The 15,462-nt window shown below is 67.3% G+C and carries 17 protein-coding genes and 1 riboswitch; of the genes, 7 read left to right on the forward strand and 10 right to left on the reverse strand.

The genetic code is table 11. From position 1 onward, the window contains the following. Positions 1-18: 18 nt before the first annotated feature. Together ctaD and coxB are read right to left on the reverse strand one after the other, a co-directional pair. Positions 19-1,650 carry a cytochrome c oxidase subunit I gene (gene ctaD / locus Q8M82_RS09880; RefSeq protein ID WP_305691194.1) on the reverse strand — a complete coding sequence of 544 codons (1,632 nt, stop codon included), beginning with the start codon at positions 1,648-1,650 and terminating at the stop codon, positions 19-21. 89 nt (positions 1,651-1,739) lie between these two features. Continuing rightward, the gene (coxB, locus tag Q8M82_RS09885; protein WP_371126302.1) at positions 1,740-2,621 is read right to left on the reverse strand and encodes a cytochrome c oxidase subunit II; all 882 of its coding nucleotides are present in this window, start codon (positions 2,619-2,621) and stop codon (positions 1,740-1,742) included. Between the two features lie 411 nt (positions 2,622-3,032). Here coxB and Q8M82_RS09890 point away from each other — a divergent pair, with 411 nt between their 5' ends. From Q8M82_RS09890 to gcvPB, 6 genes are all read left to right on the forward strand, one after another. Beyond that, on the forward strand, positions 3,033-3,542 hold the full coding sequence (locus tag Q8M82_RS09890; RefSeq protein WP_305691195.1) for an invasion associated locus B family protein: 510 nt from the start codon (positions 3,033-3,035) through the stop codon (positions 3,540-3,542). Next, positions 3,539-4,150 carry a hypothetical protein gene (locus tag Q8M82_RS09895; RefSeq protein ID WP_305691196.1) on the forward strand — a complete coding sequence of 204 codons (612 nt, stop codon included), beginning with the start codon at positions 3,539-3,541 and terminating at the stop codon, positions 4,148-4,150. Before Q8M82_RS09890 ends, Q8M82_RS09895 begins: the two co-directional genes overlap by 4 nt. Positions 4,151-4,261: 111 nt before the next feature. Next, positions 4,262-4,361, forward strand: a riboswitch (glycine riboswitch). 162 nt (positions 4,362-4,523) lie between these two features. Next, positions 4,524-5,681 (forward strand): glycine cleavage system aminomethyltransferase GcvT, encoded by a 1,158-nt coding sequence (gene gcvT, locus Q8M82_RS09900; RefSeq protein WP_305691197.1) that lies wholly within the window; start codon positions 4,524-4,526, stop codon positions 5,679-5,681. A 36-nt stretch (positions 5,682-5,717) separates the two neighbouring features. Then, complete coding sequence (gene gcvH, locus Q8M82_RS09905; RefSeq protein WP_305691198.1) at positions 5,718-6,092, forward strand: glycine cleavage system protein GcvH; 375 nt, start codon at positions 5,718-5,720, stop codon at positions 6,090-6,092. 164 nt (positions 6,093-6,256) lie between these two features. After that, positions 6,257-7,597, forward strand: a complete 1,341-nt coding sequence (gene gcvPA / locus Q8M82_RS09910; protein WP_305691199.1) for an aminomethyl-transferring glycine dehydrogenase subunit GcvPA — start codon at positions 6,257-6,259, stop codon at positions 7,595-7,597. Continuing rightward, entirely contained in the window at positions 7,597-9,171 is a 1,575-nt protein-coding gene (gcvPB, locus tag Q8M82_RS09915; protein WP_305691200.1) for an aminomethyl-transferring glycine dehydrogenase subunit GcvPB, read from the forward strand. The genes gcvPA and gcvPB overlap by 1 nt, the downstream gene beginning before the upstream one ends. Before the next feature lie 6 nt (positions 9,172-9,177). On the opposite strand, the gene Q8M82_RS09920 is transcribed toward gcvPB, so the two are convergent. Together Q8M82_RS09920 and Q8M82_RS09925 are read right to left on the reverse strand one after the other, a co-directional pair. Then, entirely contained in the window at positions 9,178-9,603 is a 426-nt protein-coding gene (locus tag Q8M82_RS09920) for a type II toxin-antitoxin system VapC family toxin (RefSeq protein ID WP_305691201.1), read from the reverse strand. Further along, the gene (locus Q8M82_RS09925; RefSeq protein WP_305691202.1) at positions 9,600-9,863 is read right to left on the reverse strand and encodes a type II toxin-antitoxin system Phd/YefM family antitoxin; all 264 of its coding nucleotides are present in this window, start codon (positions 9,861-9,863) and stop codon (positions 9,600-9,602) included. Before Q8M82_RS09925 ends, Q8M82_RS09920 begins: the two co-directional genes overlap by 4 nt. A gap of 170 nt (positions 9,864-10,033) precedes the next feature. Between Q8M82_RS09925 and Q8M82_RS09930 the strand changes: the two genes are divergently transcribed. After that, positions 10,034-11,311 (forward strand): L,D-transpeptidase family protein, encoded by a 1,278-nt coding sequence (locus Q8M82_RS09930; RefSeq protein WP_305691203.1) that lies wholly within the window; start codon positions 10,034-10,036, stop codon positions 11,309-11,311. 192 nt (positions 11,312-11,503) lie between these two features. Here Q8M82_RS09930 and Q8M82_RS09935 read toward each other — a convergent pair whose 3' ends face one another. From Q8M82_RS09935 to Q8M82_RS09960, 6 genes are all read right to left on the reverse strand, one after another. Then, positions 11,504-11,980 (reverse strand): F0F1 ATP synthase subunit B family protein, encoded by a 477-nt coding sequence (locus Q8M82_RS09935; RefSeq protein WP_305691204.1) that lies wholly within the window; start codon positions 11,978-11,980, stop codon positions 11,504-11,506. 12 nt (positions 11,981-11,992) lie between these two features. Continuing rightward, on the reverse strand, positions 11,993-12,610 hold the full coding sequence (locus Q8M82_RS09940; protein ID WP_305691205.1) for a F0F1 ATP synthase subunit B family protein: 618 nt from the start codon (positions 12,608-12,610) through the stop codon (positions 11,993-11,995). Between the two features lie 91 nt (positions 12,611-12,701). Further along, positions 12,702-12,929 carry a F0F1 ATP synthase subunit C gene (locus Q8M82_RS09945; RefSeq protein ID WP_043231023.1) on the reverse strand — a complete coding sequence of 76 codons (228 nt, stop codon included), beginning with the start codon at positions 12,927-12,929 and terminating at the stop codon, positions 12,702-12,704. 61 nt (positions 12,930-12,990) lie between these two features. Next, complete coding sequence (locus Q8M82_RS09950) at positions 12,991-13,752, reverse strand: F0F1 ATP synthase subunit A (protein ID WP_305691206.1); 762 nt, start codon at positions 13,750-13,752, stop codon at positions 12,991-12,993. Positions 13,753-13,798: 46 nt separating this feature from the next. Next, entirely contained in the window at positions 13,799-14,149 is a 351-nt protein-coding gene (locus tag Q8M82_RS09955) for an AtpZ/AtpI family protein (RefSeq protein ID WP_305691207.1), read from the reverse strand. A 229-nt stretch (positions 14,150-14,378) separates the two neighbouring features. After that, a partial coding sequence (locus Q8M82_RS09960; protein WP_465248077.1) for a coiled-coil domain-containing protein occupies positions 14,379-15,462 on the reverse strand: 1,084 nt, incomplete at its 5' end.

Below are 15,462 nucleotides of genomic sequence, written 5' to 3' on the forward strand. Positions count from 1 at the left end.
GCCCGCCGCCAGGGATCTTTAGTGGTCCGAGCCGCTGATGCGCGGCAGGGTCTCGAACTGGTGGAAGGGCGGCGGCGAGGACAGGGTCCACTCCAGCGTCGTCGCGCCTTCACCCCACGGATTGTCGCCCGCCAGCACCTTCCGCGAGAAGGCGACATAGATCCCGTAGAAGAAGATCAGCAGGCCTGCGGCGAAGATGTAGGAGCCGATCGACGACACGAAATGCCATCCCGCGAAGGCGTCGGGATAGTCGGCATAGTGACGCGGCATGCCGGCGAGCCCGAGGAAATGCTGCGGGAAGAACAGCACGTTGGCGCCGATGAAAGCGACCCAGAAGTGCAGGCGGCCGATCCAGTCGGGGATCACATAGCCGCTCATCTTCGGGAACCAGTAGTAGAAGCCCGCGAAGATGCCGAACTCGGCGCCCAGCGACAAGACGTAGTGGAAATGCGCCACCACGTAATAGGTCGCGTGCAGCGAGCGGTCGACGCCGGCATTGGCCAGCACCACGCCCGTCACGCCGCCGACGGTGAACAGGAAGATGAAGCCGATCGCCCAGATCATCGGCGCGGTGAAGCGGATCGAGCCGCCCCACATCGTCGCGATCCAGGAGAAGATCTTGATGCCCGTCGGCACCGCGATGACCATCGTCGCGAACACGAAATAGCGCTGCGTGTTGAGCGAGAGGCCGGCGGTGTACATGTGGTGCGCCCACACGATGAAGCCGACGACGCCGATCGCGACCATGGCGTAGGCCATGCCGAGATAGCCGAAGATCGGCTTGCGCGAGAACGTCGAGATGATGTGGCTGACGATGCCGAAGGCCGGAAGGATCATGATGTAGACTTCGGGGTGCCCGAAGAACCAGAACAGGTGCTGGTACAGGATCGGGTCGCCGCCGCCGGCTGGGTCGTAGAAGGTCGTGCCGAAGTTGCGGTCCGTCAGCAGCATGGTGATCGCGCCCGCCAGCACCGGCAGGGCCAGCAGCAGCAGGAAGGCCGTCACCAGCACGCCCCAGGCGAAGAGCGGCATCTTGTGCAGCGTCATGCCCGGCGCGCGCATGTTGAGGATGGTGGTGATGAAGTTGATCGCGCCGAGGATCGAGGCGGCACCCGCCAGATGCAGCGCGAAGATGCCGAAGTCCACGGACGGGCCGGGGTGGCCGGAGGATGAGAACGGCGGATAGATCGTCCAGCCGGTGCCGACGCCATGGGCGCCGGGCGCGCCCTCCATGAACATCGACATGATCAGCAGCACGAAGGCGGCGACCGTCAGCCAGAACGAGATGTTGTTCATGCGCGGGAAGGCCATGTCCGGCGCGCCGATCATCAGCGGCACGAACCAGTTACCGAAGCCGCCGATGACGGCGGGCATGACCATGAAGAAGATCATGATCAGGCCGTGGCCCGTCACGAAGACGTTGTAGCTCTGGCCGTTGGCGAAGATCTGCAGGCCGGGCTCCTGCAACTCGATGCGCATCATGATCGAGAGGAACCCGCCGACGAGGCCCGCGATGATCGAGAAGATCAGATAGAGCGTGCCGATGTCCTTGTGGTTGGTCGACATCAGCCAGCGGCGCCACCCGGTCGGGTGGGCATGGGCGTCGTCATGATGTCCGTGGGCGGGAGCGTGCGGAGCCGCTGTTGCCATCGCCTTGGTCTCCTCGTGCGAAATCGCTTCGCGACAGTCGTCAAATCGGGTGGTTCGCGGGCCGTCCGGTCCGCGGGGATTGCGGCGCCTTACGGGGCGGCTGCGGCGACCTTGCTGCCCGCATCCGTGGCACTGGCGAATTTCTGCTTCGATTCGGCGAGCCAGGCGGCGTAGCGCTCCTGGCTGACGACGCGGAAGGCGATCGGCATATAGGCGTGGTTCTGGCCGCAGACGAAGGAGCATTGGCCGTAATAGATGCCCTCGCGGTCGGCCTTGAACCAGGTCTCGTTCAGGCGACCCGGGATCGCGTCGATCTTCACGCCGAAGGACGGAACGGTGAACTTGTGGATCACGTCGGCGCCGGTGACCTGGACGCGCACGATCTTGCCGACCGGCACGACCGCCTCGTTGTCCACGGCCAGCAGGCGAGGCGCCTCGGCGGCTGCGATCTTGTTGCCGGCGATCGCCTCGGCGCGCTGCTTCTCGTCGAGCATCAGCGAGTCGAAGCCGAAGGCGCCGCCGTCCTGCGGGTACTCGTAGGACCAGTACCACTGCTTGCCCGTCACCTTCACGGTGACGTCGGCCGGCGGAATCTCGAGCTGGAGCTTGAGCAGCCGGAAAGAGGGGATGGCGATGACCACGAGGATCAGGACCGGGATCACCGTCCAGGCCACTTCGAGCAGGGCATTGTGCGTCGTCTTGGACGGCGTCGGGTTGGCCTTCTCGTTGAAGCGCCAGGCGACATACAGCAGCAGCGCCAGCACGAAGATCGTGATCGCGAAGATGATCACGTTCAGCCAATCATGGAACCAGTGGATATAGGCCGCGACATCGGTGGCGGCGCCCTGGAGGTTGAGCTGCCAGGGGCTCGGCATGCCGGTCCCGGCCAGAGCAGCCTCCGGAAGCAGCGCCGCCGAGGCGGCGAGGGCCGATGCGGCCACGGTGGCTAGGGTCCTGCTCAGATATCGCATCGATCCGACGTCGCTCCTCATCATGCCCCGCATCGGAGTCTGCGGCTTGCGTCCCAGGGGGCGCCCGCCGCAGGCCGTGGCCCATGCGTGGCGAGTGCGGCCGCGAGGCCGCCTTGCTCTTCGGGATTGCGATAAATCAAAGATCACGCTTGCGCCAGAGGGGCAATGCAGGCCCCCGGTGCAGGCCGTGCGGCATAATCGCGCGAGCCGGAGGCGTCGCTTCCGCCCCATCTCGTCGGCGCGCCTTGACAGGGCCGGGCCTGCATGGTCCCAACGCAATCGATCGTTAAAGTGCGGCGGACCCGGCCTCGAAGGGGTCGGCATTCCGCCCGAATCCCCGTATTCGACAGGCACGAACGGGTTTTCGATGGCGGAGGCGGCGGCAGCCGCCGGTTTGGAGGTATCGCAGGGATGGGCAAGATCATCGGACCTGTCTGCGCGGCGGCCCTCGCGCTGGCCGGCATCGGTCTGGCAGCCGGCCCGGCGGCGGCGCAGGGCGCCGTCAAGTCGACACATGGCGACTGGCAGATGCGCTGCGAGGTGCCGCCGGGCGCCAAGACCGAGCAATGCGCGCTGGTCCAGAACGTCGCGGCCGAGGACAGGCCGAATCTGACGCTGCTCGTCATCGTGCTGAAGACGGCCGACCAGAAGAGCCGGTTGCTTCGGGTCGTCGCGCCGCTCGGCGTGCTGCTGCCTTCCGGTCTCGGCCTCAAGATCGACGACAAGGACATCGGTCGCGCCGGGTTCGTGCGCTGCCTGACCACAGGCTGCGTCGCCGAGGTGGTGATGGACGACACGCTGCTCGGCCAGCTCAAGGGCGGCAAGAGCGCCACCTTCATTGTGTTTCAGACGCCGGAAGAGGGGGTGGGCGTTCCTGTCTCGCTCAACGGCTTTGGCCCCGGCGTGGAGACCCTGCCGTGAGTGATGCGCTTATCCGCCGGTCGAGCCTGCTGGCCCTGCCGCTTCTCTGCCTTGGTCTCGCCGGCTGCGGCTCGTCCGGATCCTCCTCGGGCCAGCCGAGCGCGATGCAGACATTCGGCAACGTGGTCATGTTTCAGTCGACCACGCCGCCGCCGCCCGACCAGCTGCCGACGGACGCTGACGACGAGCGGCTGATCTGCCCGGAGGTGATCATCGCCGATGGCGGGGCGGCGGTCCGGGCCCAGTCCGGCCAGGACAGCGGCAGCCTGCGCCACCAGATCTCGATCCTGAACGTCGCTCGCGAATGCACGCCCACCGGCAATGGCGGCTTTCGCCTCAAGGTCGGCGTCGAGGGGCGTGTGCTGCTCGGCCCCGCCGGCGGCCCCGGCAATTACGGCGCGACGCTGACCACGCTGGTCACCCGCGGCACCACGCAGCTCGCGCGCCGGACGGCCCGCGTCGGCGGGACGGTCGGTGCCGGCCAGGGCGGCACCGACTTTTCCCATGTCGAGGACGGCATCGTCGTTCCCGCCGGGCGCGGCGAGGTCGAGATCATCGTCTCGCTCGGCACCGGTCCGGCGGCGGTGGCGCGGTCGCGTCGACGCTGACCAGCGCTGCGGCCCCTCCGGCCGCTGCAAAGAGTCGCGCGGATTGCCTGTTAAGGAGGCAGCCCCACGATTGACTAAGGCGTGTCGTCTTGTATCTGTGCCGACAGCCGCAACATCCCCGCGGAAGAGACCGGGGCCGGATTCGTCCGGCTTCGGCGCCGAAGGCGCAACCGCCCCGGAAACGCTCAGGCAAACGGACCGCGTGGGAACTGGCACTCTGGAAAGCGGCGGGGGCAACCCCGTCCACCGACGGGTGTAACCTGTCCGGCGTCTTTGGGCCGGCTCGGGGAAATCTCTCAGGTTCCAAGACAGAGGGGGCGCGTTCCGGACACATCCGTCCGGGGCCTGCGCTCGACTCTGGAAGGGGCCGTCGATGGATGCCGCTGTTGCCGATGCCGGGGCTTCGCCCGAGGCTGTCGTACTCAAGACCCCGCTTCATGCCCGCCATGTCGCGCTCGGCGCCCGGATGGTGCCCTTCGCCGGCTACGACATGCCGGTCCAGTACCCGACGGGCATCCTAACCGAACACAACTGGACGCGCGAAAAGGCCGGCCTGTTCGACGTCTCGCATATGGGCCAGTGCTTCCTGGTCGGCCCCGATCACGAGACCACGGCGCGCGCGCTCGAGGCGCTCATCCCCGCCGACATCGTCAATCTCGCGCCTGGCAAGCAGCGCTATTCGCAGCTCCTCAACGAGGAGGGCGGCATTCTCGACGATCTGATGGTGACGCGCTCGATCGATCCCGACGAGGACGGCGCGCTCTATCTGGTCGTCAACGCCGCCTGCAAGGCGCAGGACTACGCCCATATCGAGGCGCGCCTGCCCGCCAATGTGAAGCTGATCCGCGCCGAGCATCGCGGCCTGATCGCGATCCAGGGACCGGCGGCCGAAGCTGCGCTGGCCGCGATCGCTCCCGAAGCCCGCGAGATGGCCTTCATGACCTCGCGCACCATGAAGGTCGCCGGAATCAAGGCCAATGTCAGCCGCTCCGGCTACACCGGCGAGGACGGCTACGAGATCTCAGCCGCTGCCACCAAGATCGGCGAGATCTGGGACACGCTGCTGCTCGACGCCACCGTCAAGCCGATCGGGCTCGGCGCGCGTGATTCGCTGCGTCTGGAAGCCGGTCTTTGCCTCTATGGCCACGACATCGACACCACGACCTCGCCGGTCGAGGCCGCGCTGACCTGGTCGATCCAGAAGCGCCGGCGCGAGGAAGGCGGCTTCCCCGGCGCCGACCGCATTCAGCGCGAATTCTCCGAGGGCGTGTCGCGCATCCGCGTCGGTCTCCTCCCCGAGGGCCGCGCCCCCGCCCGCGAGGGCGCCGAGATCGCCACCCCCGAGGGCGAGGTGATCGGCAAGGTCACCTCCGGCGGCTTCGGTCCGACCCTGAACGCCCCCTGCGCCATGGGCTATGTCGCCAAGGCCCATAGCGCGCCGGGCACCCCGCTCCATCTGATCGTGCGCGGCAAGCCGCTGCCGGCGGTCGTGGCGGCGATGCCCTTCGTCCCCAACGGCTACAAGCGCTGAACCTCACCCCGTTTTCTGTTTCCGGAGACTGAACTCATGTCCGAGACCCGCTACACCAAGGACCACGAATACATCCGCATCGAGGGCGAGACCGGCGTGGTCGGCATCACCGACTTCGCCCAGGGCCAGCTCGGTGACGTGGTCTTCGTCGAACTGCCGAGCGTCGGCAAGACCGTCGCCAAGGGCGGCGAGGCGGCCGTGGTCGAGAGCGTCAAGGCGGCCTCGGAGGTTTATGCCCCGGTCTCCGGCGAGGTCGTGGCCGTCAACAGCGAACTCGAGGGCGCGCCCGGCACGGTCAACGAGGACCCCTCCGGCAAGGGCTGGTTCCTGAAGCTCAAGCTCAAGGACGCCGCCGAGCTCGATGGCCTGATGAGCGAGGCCGAGTACCAGAACTACCTCAAGACGCTTTAGCCTTTCACCGTCGTGTCATCCCGGACAAGCGGCGAAGCCGCGCAGATCCGGGATCCATTCCGGACCGGCTCAGGAATGGATCCCGGCTCTCCGCTTCGCTCCGGCCGGGATGACGTCGCGGATGGATCGAGCGCCTGCACTCAATCACGACACGGACATTTCCCATGCGCTATCTCCCCCTGAGCGATACCGACCGGCAGGACATGCTCGCCCGCATCGGCGTCGCGGATGTCGATGCCCTGTTCTCCGACGTCCCGGCCGACAAGCTGTTGAAGGCACCGGTCGACCTGCCGCGCGCCAAGGGCGAGCTCGAAGTCGAGCGCATCATGGCGAAGATGTCGGCCCGCAATGTCTCGGCCTCTGCGGTGCCCTTCTTTGTCGGGGCCGGTGCCTACAAGCACCATGTCCCGGCGACGGTGGATCATCTGATCCAGCGCTCCGAATTCCTGACGAGCTACACGCCCTACCAGCCCGAGATCGCCCAGGGCACGCTGCAATATCTCTTCGAATTCCAGACGCAAGTATCCGCGCTCACCGGCATGGAGGTCGCCAACGCCTCGATGTATGACGGCTCGACCGGCACGGGCGAGGCGGTGCTGATGGCGCACCGCGTCACCAAGCGGCGCAAGGCGGTGCTCTCGGGCGGCCTCCACCCGCATTACGCCGGGGTCGTCCGCACCCTCTCGGAAATGGCCAATGACGAGGTCGTCACGCTGGCCCCCGACGTCGCGGCCACCGAGGACATTCTCGCCCAGATCGACGACGAAACCTCCTGCGTCGTGGTGCAGTCGCCGGACTTCTTCGGCAATCTGCGCGACCTGAAGCCGATCGCCGCCAAGGCCCATGCCCATGGCGCGCTGCTGATCGCCGTCTTCACCGAGGTCGTCTCGCTCGGCGCCGTGACGCCGCCGGGCGAGCAGGATGCCGACATCGTCGTCGGCGAGGGCCAGTCGATCGGCAACGCCCTGAATTTCGGCGGTCCCTATGTCGGGCTCTTCGCCGCCAAGTCGAAATACATCCGCCAGATGCCGGGCCGGCTCTGTGGCGAGACCGTCGACGCCTCGGGCCAGCGCGGCTTCGTGCTGACGCTCTCCACCCGCGAGCAGCATATCCGCCGCGACAAGGCGACCTCGAACATCTGCACCAATTCCGGCCTCTGCGTGCTGGCCTTCACCATCCACATGACGCTGCTCGGCCAGGCCGGCCTTACCCGCCTAGCCGCGGTCAACCACGCCAACGCCGTGGCGCTGGCCGATGCGCTGGCCGGCGTGAAGGGCGTCTCGGTGCTCAACGCGAGCTTCTTCAACGAGTTCACCGTCAAGCTGCCCAAGCCGGCGGCGGAGATCGTCGAGGCGCTGGCGGCCAAGGGCATCCTCGCCGGCGTGCCGGTGTCGAGGCTGCTGCCCGGCGCCGGGCTCGACGACCTGCTGCTCGTCGCATCGACCGAGATCAACACGAACGAGGATCGGGCGGCCTTCGTGGCGGCGCTCGCGGAGGTGCTGTGATGCTGAACCGTCAGGGACGTCCCACCCAGGGCACCGTGTCCGCCCATGAGCCGCATGCGACCTTCACCGGCAACCGCGCGCTGCAGCAGATCGAGCCGCTGATCTTCGAGATCGGCCATACCGAGACGACCGGCGTCGACATCGATCCGCCGGCGCCGTTCAAGAGCCGCCTCGGCGCTCATGCCCGCAAGGGCGAGATCGGCCTTCCCGGCCTCTCCGAGCCCGAGGCGATGCGCCATTATGTGCGCCTCAGCCAGAAGAACTACGGCATCGACACCGGGCTCTTCCCGCTCGGCTCCTGCACGATGAAGCACAATGCCCGCCTCAACGAGAAGACGGCGCGCATGCCCGGCTTCTCGGACGTGCATCCGCTCCAGCCGGTCTCGACCGTCCCGGGCGCGCTCGAGGTCATGCTCGAGCTCTCGCGCTATCTGATGACGCTGACCGGAATGCCGGCCGTGGCGCTGAGCCCCAAGGCCGGTGCCCATGGCGAGGCCTGCGGCATGATGGCGATCAAGGCCGCCATCGCCGCCAAGGGCGAGGGCGCCACCCGCAATGTCGTGCTCGTCCCTGAATCGGCGCATGGCACCAATCCGGCGACCGCCGCCCTGATCGGCTTCTCGGTGCGCTCGGTTCCGGCGCGCCCCGATGGCACGGTGGCGGTCGAGGACGTCAAGGCCCTGCTTGGGCCCGACATCGCCGCGATCATGCTGACCAACCCCAACACCTGCGGCATCTTCGAGCCGCAGATCGTCGAGATCGCAGCCGCGATGCACGAGGCCGGCGCCTATTTCTACTGCGACGGCGCCAACTTCAACGCCATCGTCGGAAAGGCGAAGCCGGGTGACCTCGGCGTCGACGCCATGCACATCAACCTGCACAAGACCTTCTCGACGCCCCATGGCGGCGGCGGGCCGGGCGCCGGGCCGGTGGTGCTGTCGGAACGCCTGGCGCCCTTCGCGCCGGTACCGTTCATCCATCTGGAAGGCGGCACCCCGCGCCTGGTCGAGACCGAAGCCGACGCGCCGGAGGGCACCGCTCCCTTCGGCCGGATGACAGCATTCCACGGCCAGATGGGGATGTATGTCCGTGCGCTGACCTATATGCTGAGCCATGGCGCCGACGGCATGAAGCAGGCCTCCGAGGATGCCGTGCTGAACGCCAACTACATCCGCGCCGGCCTCTCCGACCTGATGTCGCTGCCCTTCCCGGACCATCCCTCGATGCACGAGGCGCTGTTCGACGACGAATGGCTGAAGGGCACCGGCGTCACCACGCTCGACTTCGCCAAGGCGATGATCGACGAGGGCTATCACCCGATGACGGTCTATTTCCCGCTCGTCGTCCACGGCGCCATGCTGATCGAGCCGACCGAATCTGAGTCCAAGGCCTCGCTCGACCTCTTCATCGCGACGCTGCGCGACCTCGCCATGGCCGCCAAGGGCAACGACAAGGAGCGCTTCACCGGCGCTCCCCACCACGCCCCGCTGCGCCGCCTCGACGAGACCCGTGCGGCCCGCCAGCCGGTGCTGAAATGGATGCCGCCGGCGCCACTGGCGGAGGCTGCGGAGTAGGGGGCGTCAGGCGCCCTCCCAGGGGTTTAGCATCGGCAACCCGAGCCGTGCGAAATCCCGGACATTTCGCGTCACCAGGGTCAACCCATGAACCATGGCGGTGGCCGCCAGCATGGCGTCCATCATCTGGAGGTTCAGGCCTTCGCGACGCGACGCGGCCATGATGTCCCCCCAGGCTGCCGCCGTCGGCAGGTCGAAGGGGAGCAGCCGCTCGCCGAAGCGGGAGGGCAGTTCCGTTTCGATCCAGTTGGCCAGCCGGTCACGGCGGCGGCCGCGTTGCATCAGCGCGAGGCCGCGATGGAGTTCGGCCATGGTGATGACGCTGAGGTAGAGGCTGTCTTCGTTCACCTGCGCGAGGAACTGGATGACCTCGGTATTTGGCGCTGGCTTCTCGCCCTCGGAGATGACGTTCGTATCCAGCAGGAAGGTCACAGATCGATATCGCGCGGTGGCTGATCGTCACGCGTCAGGTCGATTCCGGAGCCGCGCAAAGGCGAATTGAGCAGGAAGTCAGCGAAGGTCCCTTTGCGCGCCGTCTTCCGCTCCCACTCCTCGACAGAAACGAGGATGGCCGTTGGCTTGCCGTTTCGGGTGATGGTTTGAGGCCCATCGGTCTTTGCTTGTTCAATCATCTCCGAGAAGCGCGCTTTGGCCGAGGCGACGGACCACCTCTCTTTGGGAACGATGCTCATAGGCTGCCCTCCAACACGGGATAATGGTCAAAGTAGTCATTTCGCGCCGCTGCAGCAATTTGTGAGCGAAACAAGCCGACACCAAATCCCGCCGCCGCCTTAAGCCTTCCTTGACCATGCGCGAGGGATGCTTCCGCTATGCGTCTGTGACGCTGTGTGGGATCACGTCCATGTCCGTGCGTTTCGTCAAAGCCTCCGTCGCTGCCCTGGCCCTTCTGCTCGGCGGCGCGGCAGCGCGGGCCAACGAGCCCAGCTACGGCCCCAACACCTATGATCGGACCCTCGAGGCGCTGATCGCCCATGAGGACATCGCCGTTCGCGGCGGCTGGCCCAAGGTGCCCGCCGGCATCACCGCGCTGAAGCCGGATGCGCAGGGGCCCGAGGTCGCGGCGTTGAAGCAGCGCCTCGTGCTGAGCGGCGACCTGCCCGCGGACGCCCTGCCGGGCGACGTTTACGATGAGATTCTCGTCGCGGCGGTGAAGCGCTTCCAGCTGCGCCACGGCTTGTCGGATCTCGGCACCGTCGGCCGCCTGACGCTGAAGGCGCTCAATACCCCGGTCGAGGTCCGCCTCAATCAGCTCACAGCCACGCTGGAGCGGCTGAAAGGCAATGGCTTCTCCTTCGCCGAGCGCTATGTCGTGGTCAACATCCCCGGCGCCAGCGTCGAGGCGGTGGAAAACGGCACGGTCCAGCGCCGCCATCTCGCCATCGTCGGCCGGCCGGACCGACCCTCGCCGGTGCTGCAGGCCAACATCACCTCGGTCAACCTCAACCCGACCTGGACGGTGCCGACCTCGATCGTGAAGGCCGACATCATCCCCCATATGCGCAAGGATCCGGCCTTCCTCGCCAAGTCGCACATGAAGCTGCTCGGTGCCGAGAACCGCGAGATCGACCCGGCGACCGTCAATTGGGCCACCCTGACCTCGCCCTATTTCACGGTGCGGCAGGATCCCGGCCCGGACAACTCGCTCGGCCAGATGAAGATCGACATGCCCAACACCGAGGCGGTCTATCTCCATGACACGCCGAAGAAGTCCCTTTTCCGCAACGATGTGCGCTTCAACTCCTCGGGCTGCGCCCGTGTCGAGGGCGTGCGCGATCTGGGCGCCTGGCTGCTCGAGGGGACGGAATGGACGCTGGCGGCGATCGAGGCCGAGATCGCCAAGGGCGAGCGCAAGAACATCTCGCTGAAGAAGGCCGTACCCGTCGCCTGGGTCTATCTCACCGGCTGGCAGGGCGCCGACGGCAGGGTCCAGTTCCGCGAGGACATTTATGGGCTGGACACGCCGCAGGGCATCGTCACCTCCACCATCCAGCCGCGCAAGCCGAAGCCCAAGGTGATCGGCGCTGGCGAACCCCGGGCGTCAACGTCCCGGCCGGCGGCGCCTCACGCGGCGACGCGCGGGCCCGTCCCCATGCCGCCGACACGCACTGCGGCGAACTGACGAGGCGCCACCGGCCGAAGGAAACAAGCCGCCTGCTGATGAAGCGCGAAGGAGCGACGCCGGTCGACGTCGACCCAAACGAAGAACGCCGCAGCCCTTGGAAGCTGCGGCGTTCTTCGTTTTTGCTCGAAGGGGTGGGGCCGGGATGGGGCCGCTCACCTGATCTCAGGCTTGACCGGATGGTCGCTTGGCTCAGTTGAGCTTGGCCTTGACCTCGTTCAGACCGGCGGCGAACAGCGTGTCGCCGGCTTTCCCGCCCACCTGTGAGCGGATGATGACCTCGGCCGCCTTGGTCGCGGCTTCGGCGGCCGCGGCGCGAACCTCGGCCTCGGCCTGGCTCTCGGCGAGCGCGATCTTCTCCTCGGCCGATTTGGTGCGGCGCGCGACGAAGTCGTTCAGCTTGGTCTCGGCCTCCGCGGCGAGGCGCTTGGCCTCCTCGTTGGCAGCGGCGACGATGCTGGCGGCCTCGGTCTCCGCGGCCTTGCGCTTGGCCTCGTACTCGGCGAGCAGCTTCTCGGCCTCGAGGCGCAAGCGGCGCGCTTCGGCGAGTTCCTGAGCGACCTTCTCGCCACGCGCGTCGAGCGCCGCGACGATCGTCTTCGGCACGCCGAAATAGATCAGGATGGCAAAGAAGATGACGAAGGCGACGCCGACCCAGACGGTATCCATGATGGTGTCTCCTCAGCCGCGTGCCAGAACCTGATCGACCGCCTCGGACGCCTCGGTGGCGCTCGGGGCCTGGCCGGTCAGCTTCTCGACGATGGCGATCGCGACCTCGCTGCCGAGCCCGCGCACATTGCTCATGGCGCTGGTCTTGGTGGCAGCGATGGTGGCCTCGGCCGTAGCGAGCTTGGTTGCAAGCTCGGCTTCGACGGCGTGGCGGCGCTCCTCGGAGGCCTTGGCGCCGGCATCGCGCGAGGCCTGGGCGATGCCCTGGGCGTTCTTGCGGGCCTCGGTCAGCGCCGCCTCATAGGCGAGCGCGGTTTCCTCGGCCTTGGCCTGCATCCTGGCGGCGTTGTCGAGATCGCGCGCGATGGTGCCCGCACGCTCCTCGAGAATCGCGCCGACCCGTGGCAGGGCGATCGTCGACATCAGCCAGTAGAGCGCGCCGAAGGTGATGGCGAGCCAGAACAGCTGACCTGGAAAGGTCACGACGTCGAAGGGAGGGAAGGCGGCCTTTTCGCCGCTCAGGGACGGCGTCGCGGCCTGGGCGGCCCCGGCCACGAGCGTGGCGGTCAGCCCGGAGGCGACGAAGCCGGCCCAACCTTGCCTGACGGACCGTGAAGATCGAACCGGCATGGGCTGCCTTTCAGCGAAGGAAATCGAAAAGTCGCGCCCGGTCCCGCAAGGGACGCCAGGGCGCGACGGGAAGGCGGGTGGTCGAAGCGCGTCAGACCACGAAGAGCAGGACGAGCGCCACGACGAAGGCGAAGATGCCCAGACCTTCGGCGAGCGCCGCGCCGATGAAGGCGCGCGGGAACTGGCCGTCGGCCGCCGAGGGGTTGCGCAGCGCGCCCGAGAGGAAGTTGCCGAAGATGGTGCCGACGCCGATGGCGGCGAGGCCCATGCCGAGCGAGGCGAGGCCAGCGCCGATGTACTTGGCTGCAACGGGATCCATGGTCTTTCTCCAGTGTGAAAAGGTGATGGCGGGTGGGATGGTCTCGCGAACTCTGCCTGGCTCAGTGGCCGGGGTGCAGAGCGTCGTTGAGATAGACGCAGGTCAGGATCGCGAAGACATAGGCCTGCAGGAAGGCGACGAGGAATTCGAGCGCGGTCAGCGCCACCGCCAGGAGAAGCGGCAGCGGGGCGATGATCGTCGCGGCGCCGCCAGCGGCGAGCAGCGCGACGACGAAGCCGCCGAACACCTTCAGCGCGATATGGCCGGCGAGCATGTTGCCGAACAGGCGCAGCGACAGCGAGATCGGCCGCGACACGAAGGACACCGCCTCGATCAGCACCATGAAGGGCAGAAGCCAGCCCGGCACGCCCGACGGGACGAACAGGCCGAAGAAATGGCTGCCATGCTTGACGACGCCGTAGACCAGCACGGTGCCGATCACCAGGAAGGCGAAGGCCGCCGTCACGACGATGTGGCTGGTCACGGTGAAGGAGCCCGGGATCATGCCGAGCATGTTGGCGAAGAGCACGAACATGAACAGCGAGAAGACGAGCGGGAAGAACTTCATGCCCTCCTTGCCCATCACGCCTGTGACGGTGGAGGCGACGAATTCATAGATCATCTCGGCGAAGGACTGCAGCCGGCCGGGGACCACGGAGCGCTGGCTCGAGCCGTAGATCATGATCACCGAGATCACGGCGACGATCGCGACCATCAGCAGCGAGGCGTTGGTGAAGGACAGGTCGAGGCCGAACGGCCGCAAGCCGATGATCGGCTTGATCTCGAATTGGTGGATCGGATCGATTCCGCCGCCAGCCGCCATGTCGCTTCAGTCCCTTGTCGTGCGGCCTTCCGGCCGCCAGCCTCGGTCAGTCTTTCGTCCCGCTGCCCTTCGACCCGGAGGTCGGACGCGAACCGAGCCGATAGACGGAGCGCAGCCCTGCCATGGCCCCGATCACCAGAAAGATGATCAGCAGGAACGGAGAGGTTCCCAGCCACCGGTCTGCCAGCATCCCGATCAGGGCGCCTGCGATGATGCCGCCTGCGAGATCCGTCGCGGCGCGCAAGCCGGAGGACATTGCGCCAGCCATGGCGCCGTCCTCTCCAGCCGGGCTCGCGCCCGGCTTTTCGTTTCCTTCGGCACGCCCGAGAGCGGCCTTCAGGGAACCCAGTCTTGCGCGCAACTCCGAGTCTGAGGCGTTTTTGTCGGGTTCGGTCACGGCAGCAGCTCCTCCATGATCGTGATGGTGCCACGATCCTGCAAAAAGCCACACGATCCCTGTCCGCGCCCCGCGCATCGAGCCGTCGTCAGCACGGCCTCCTTTATTGCCCGCCCCGGATGCTGTCAAGGCAGGCCGAAGCCGCCTAAAGCATTGTAAAACCTATAAATTCGGAGAAAATCGGCATTCTTGCCGCATTGCGAAGGCGATTGTGGCCTTTTTTCAGCGCTCAGACCGCGTCCAGGATGCGCTCGGCGGTGGCGAGATCGACGGAGACCATCTGGCTGACCCCGCGTTCGGCCATCGTCACCCCGAACAGCCGGTCCATCCGCGCCATCGTGATCGGATTATGGGTGATCAGGATGAAGCGCGTGCGCGTCTCGCGCGCCATCTCGTCGAGCAGGTCGCAGTAGCGCTCGACATTGGCGTCGTCGAGCGGAGCGTCGACCTCGTCGAGCACGCAGATCGGCGAGGGGTTGGTCAGGAACACCGCGAAGATCAGCGCTGTCGCCGTCAGGGCCTGTTCGCCGCCCGAGAGCAGCGTCATCACCTGCGTCTTCTTGCCGGGCGGACGGGCGAAGATCTCGAGCCCGGCATCGAGCGGGTCCTCCGCATCGACCAGCTTGAGCTCGGCCGTCCCGCCGCCGAAGAGCACGGAGAAGAGCCGCTGGAACTGGCCATTGACGATCTCGAAGGCGGCGAGCAGCCGCTCGCGCCCCTCCCGGTTGAGCGCGCCGATCGCCTGGCGCAGCCGGCGCACGGCTTCGCTGAGATCGTCGCGCTCGGCGGTCAGCCCCTCGCGCTTGCCTCGGATCTCGGTCAGCTCGTCCTCGGCCCGCAGATTGACGGCGCCGAGCCGCTCGCGCTCCGCCTTGAGCCCGGCGAGCCGCCGCTCGACCTCGTCCGACGCAGGCGGTGTGTCCCCGGCCTTCAGTCCGGCGACGGTCGCCAGCCGGTCGAGGCTTGTCTCCAGCCCCTCCTCGATCTGACGGGCGACGTCGGCGACGCGCTGGCGCGCCGCCTCCCGCTTGGCTTCCGCCGCCGCCCGCGTCTCGCGCGCGGCAGACAGCGCCTCCAGCGCGCTCCGCGCCTGCCGGTCGGCTTCCGCCAGCGCCGCCTCGCCCTGGGCGAGACGATCGGCCGCGGCGCGACGCTGCGTCTCCGCCTCCTCGATCTCGGCGACGAGCCGGCGCCGCTCGCTCAGGAACGTATCGGGCGCCTCAAGCAGCGCCGCCCGCTCGGCGGTGACCGTCTCGATGCGCCGGCGCGTCTCCTCGGCGGTCTGGCCGCTGCGCGCGGCGCGCTCGCGCCAG

Source organism: Allobosea sp. (assembly GCF_030694325.1).
Classification (GTDB): domain Bacteria; phylum Pseudomonadota; class Alphaproteobacteria; order Rhizobiales; family Beijerinckiaceae; genus Allobosea.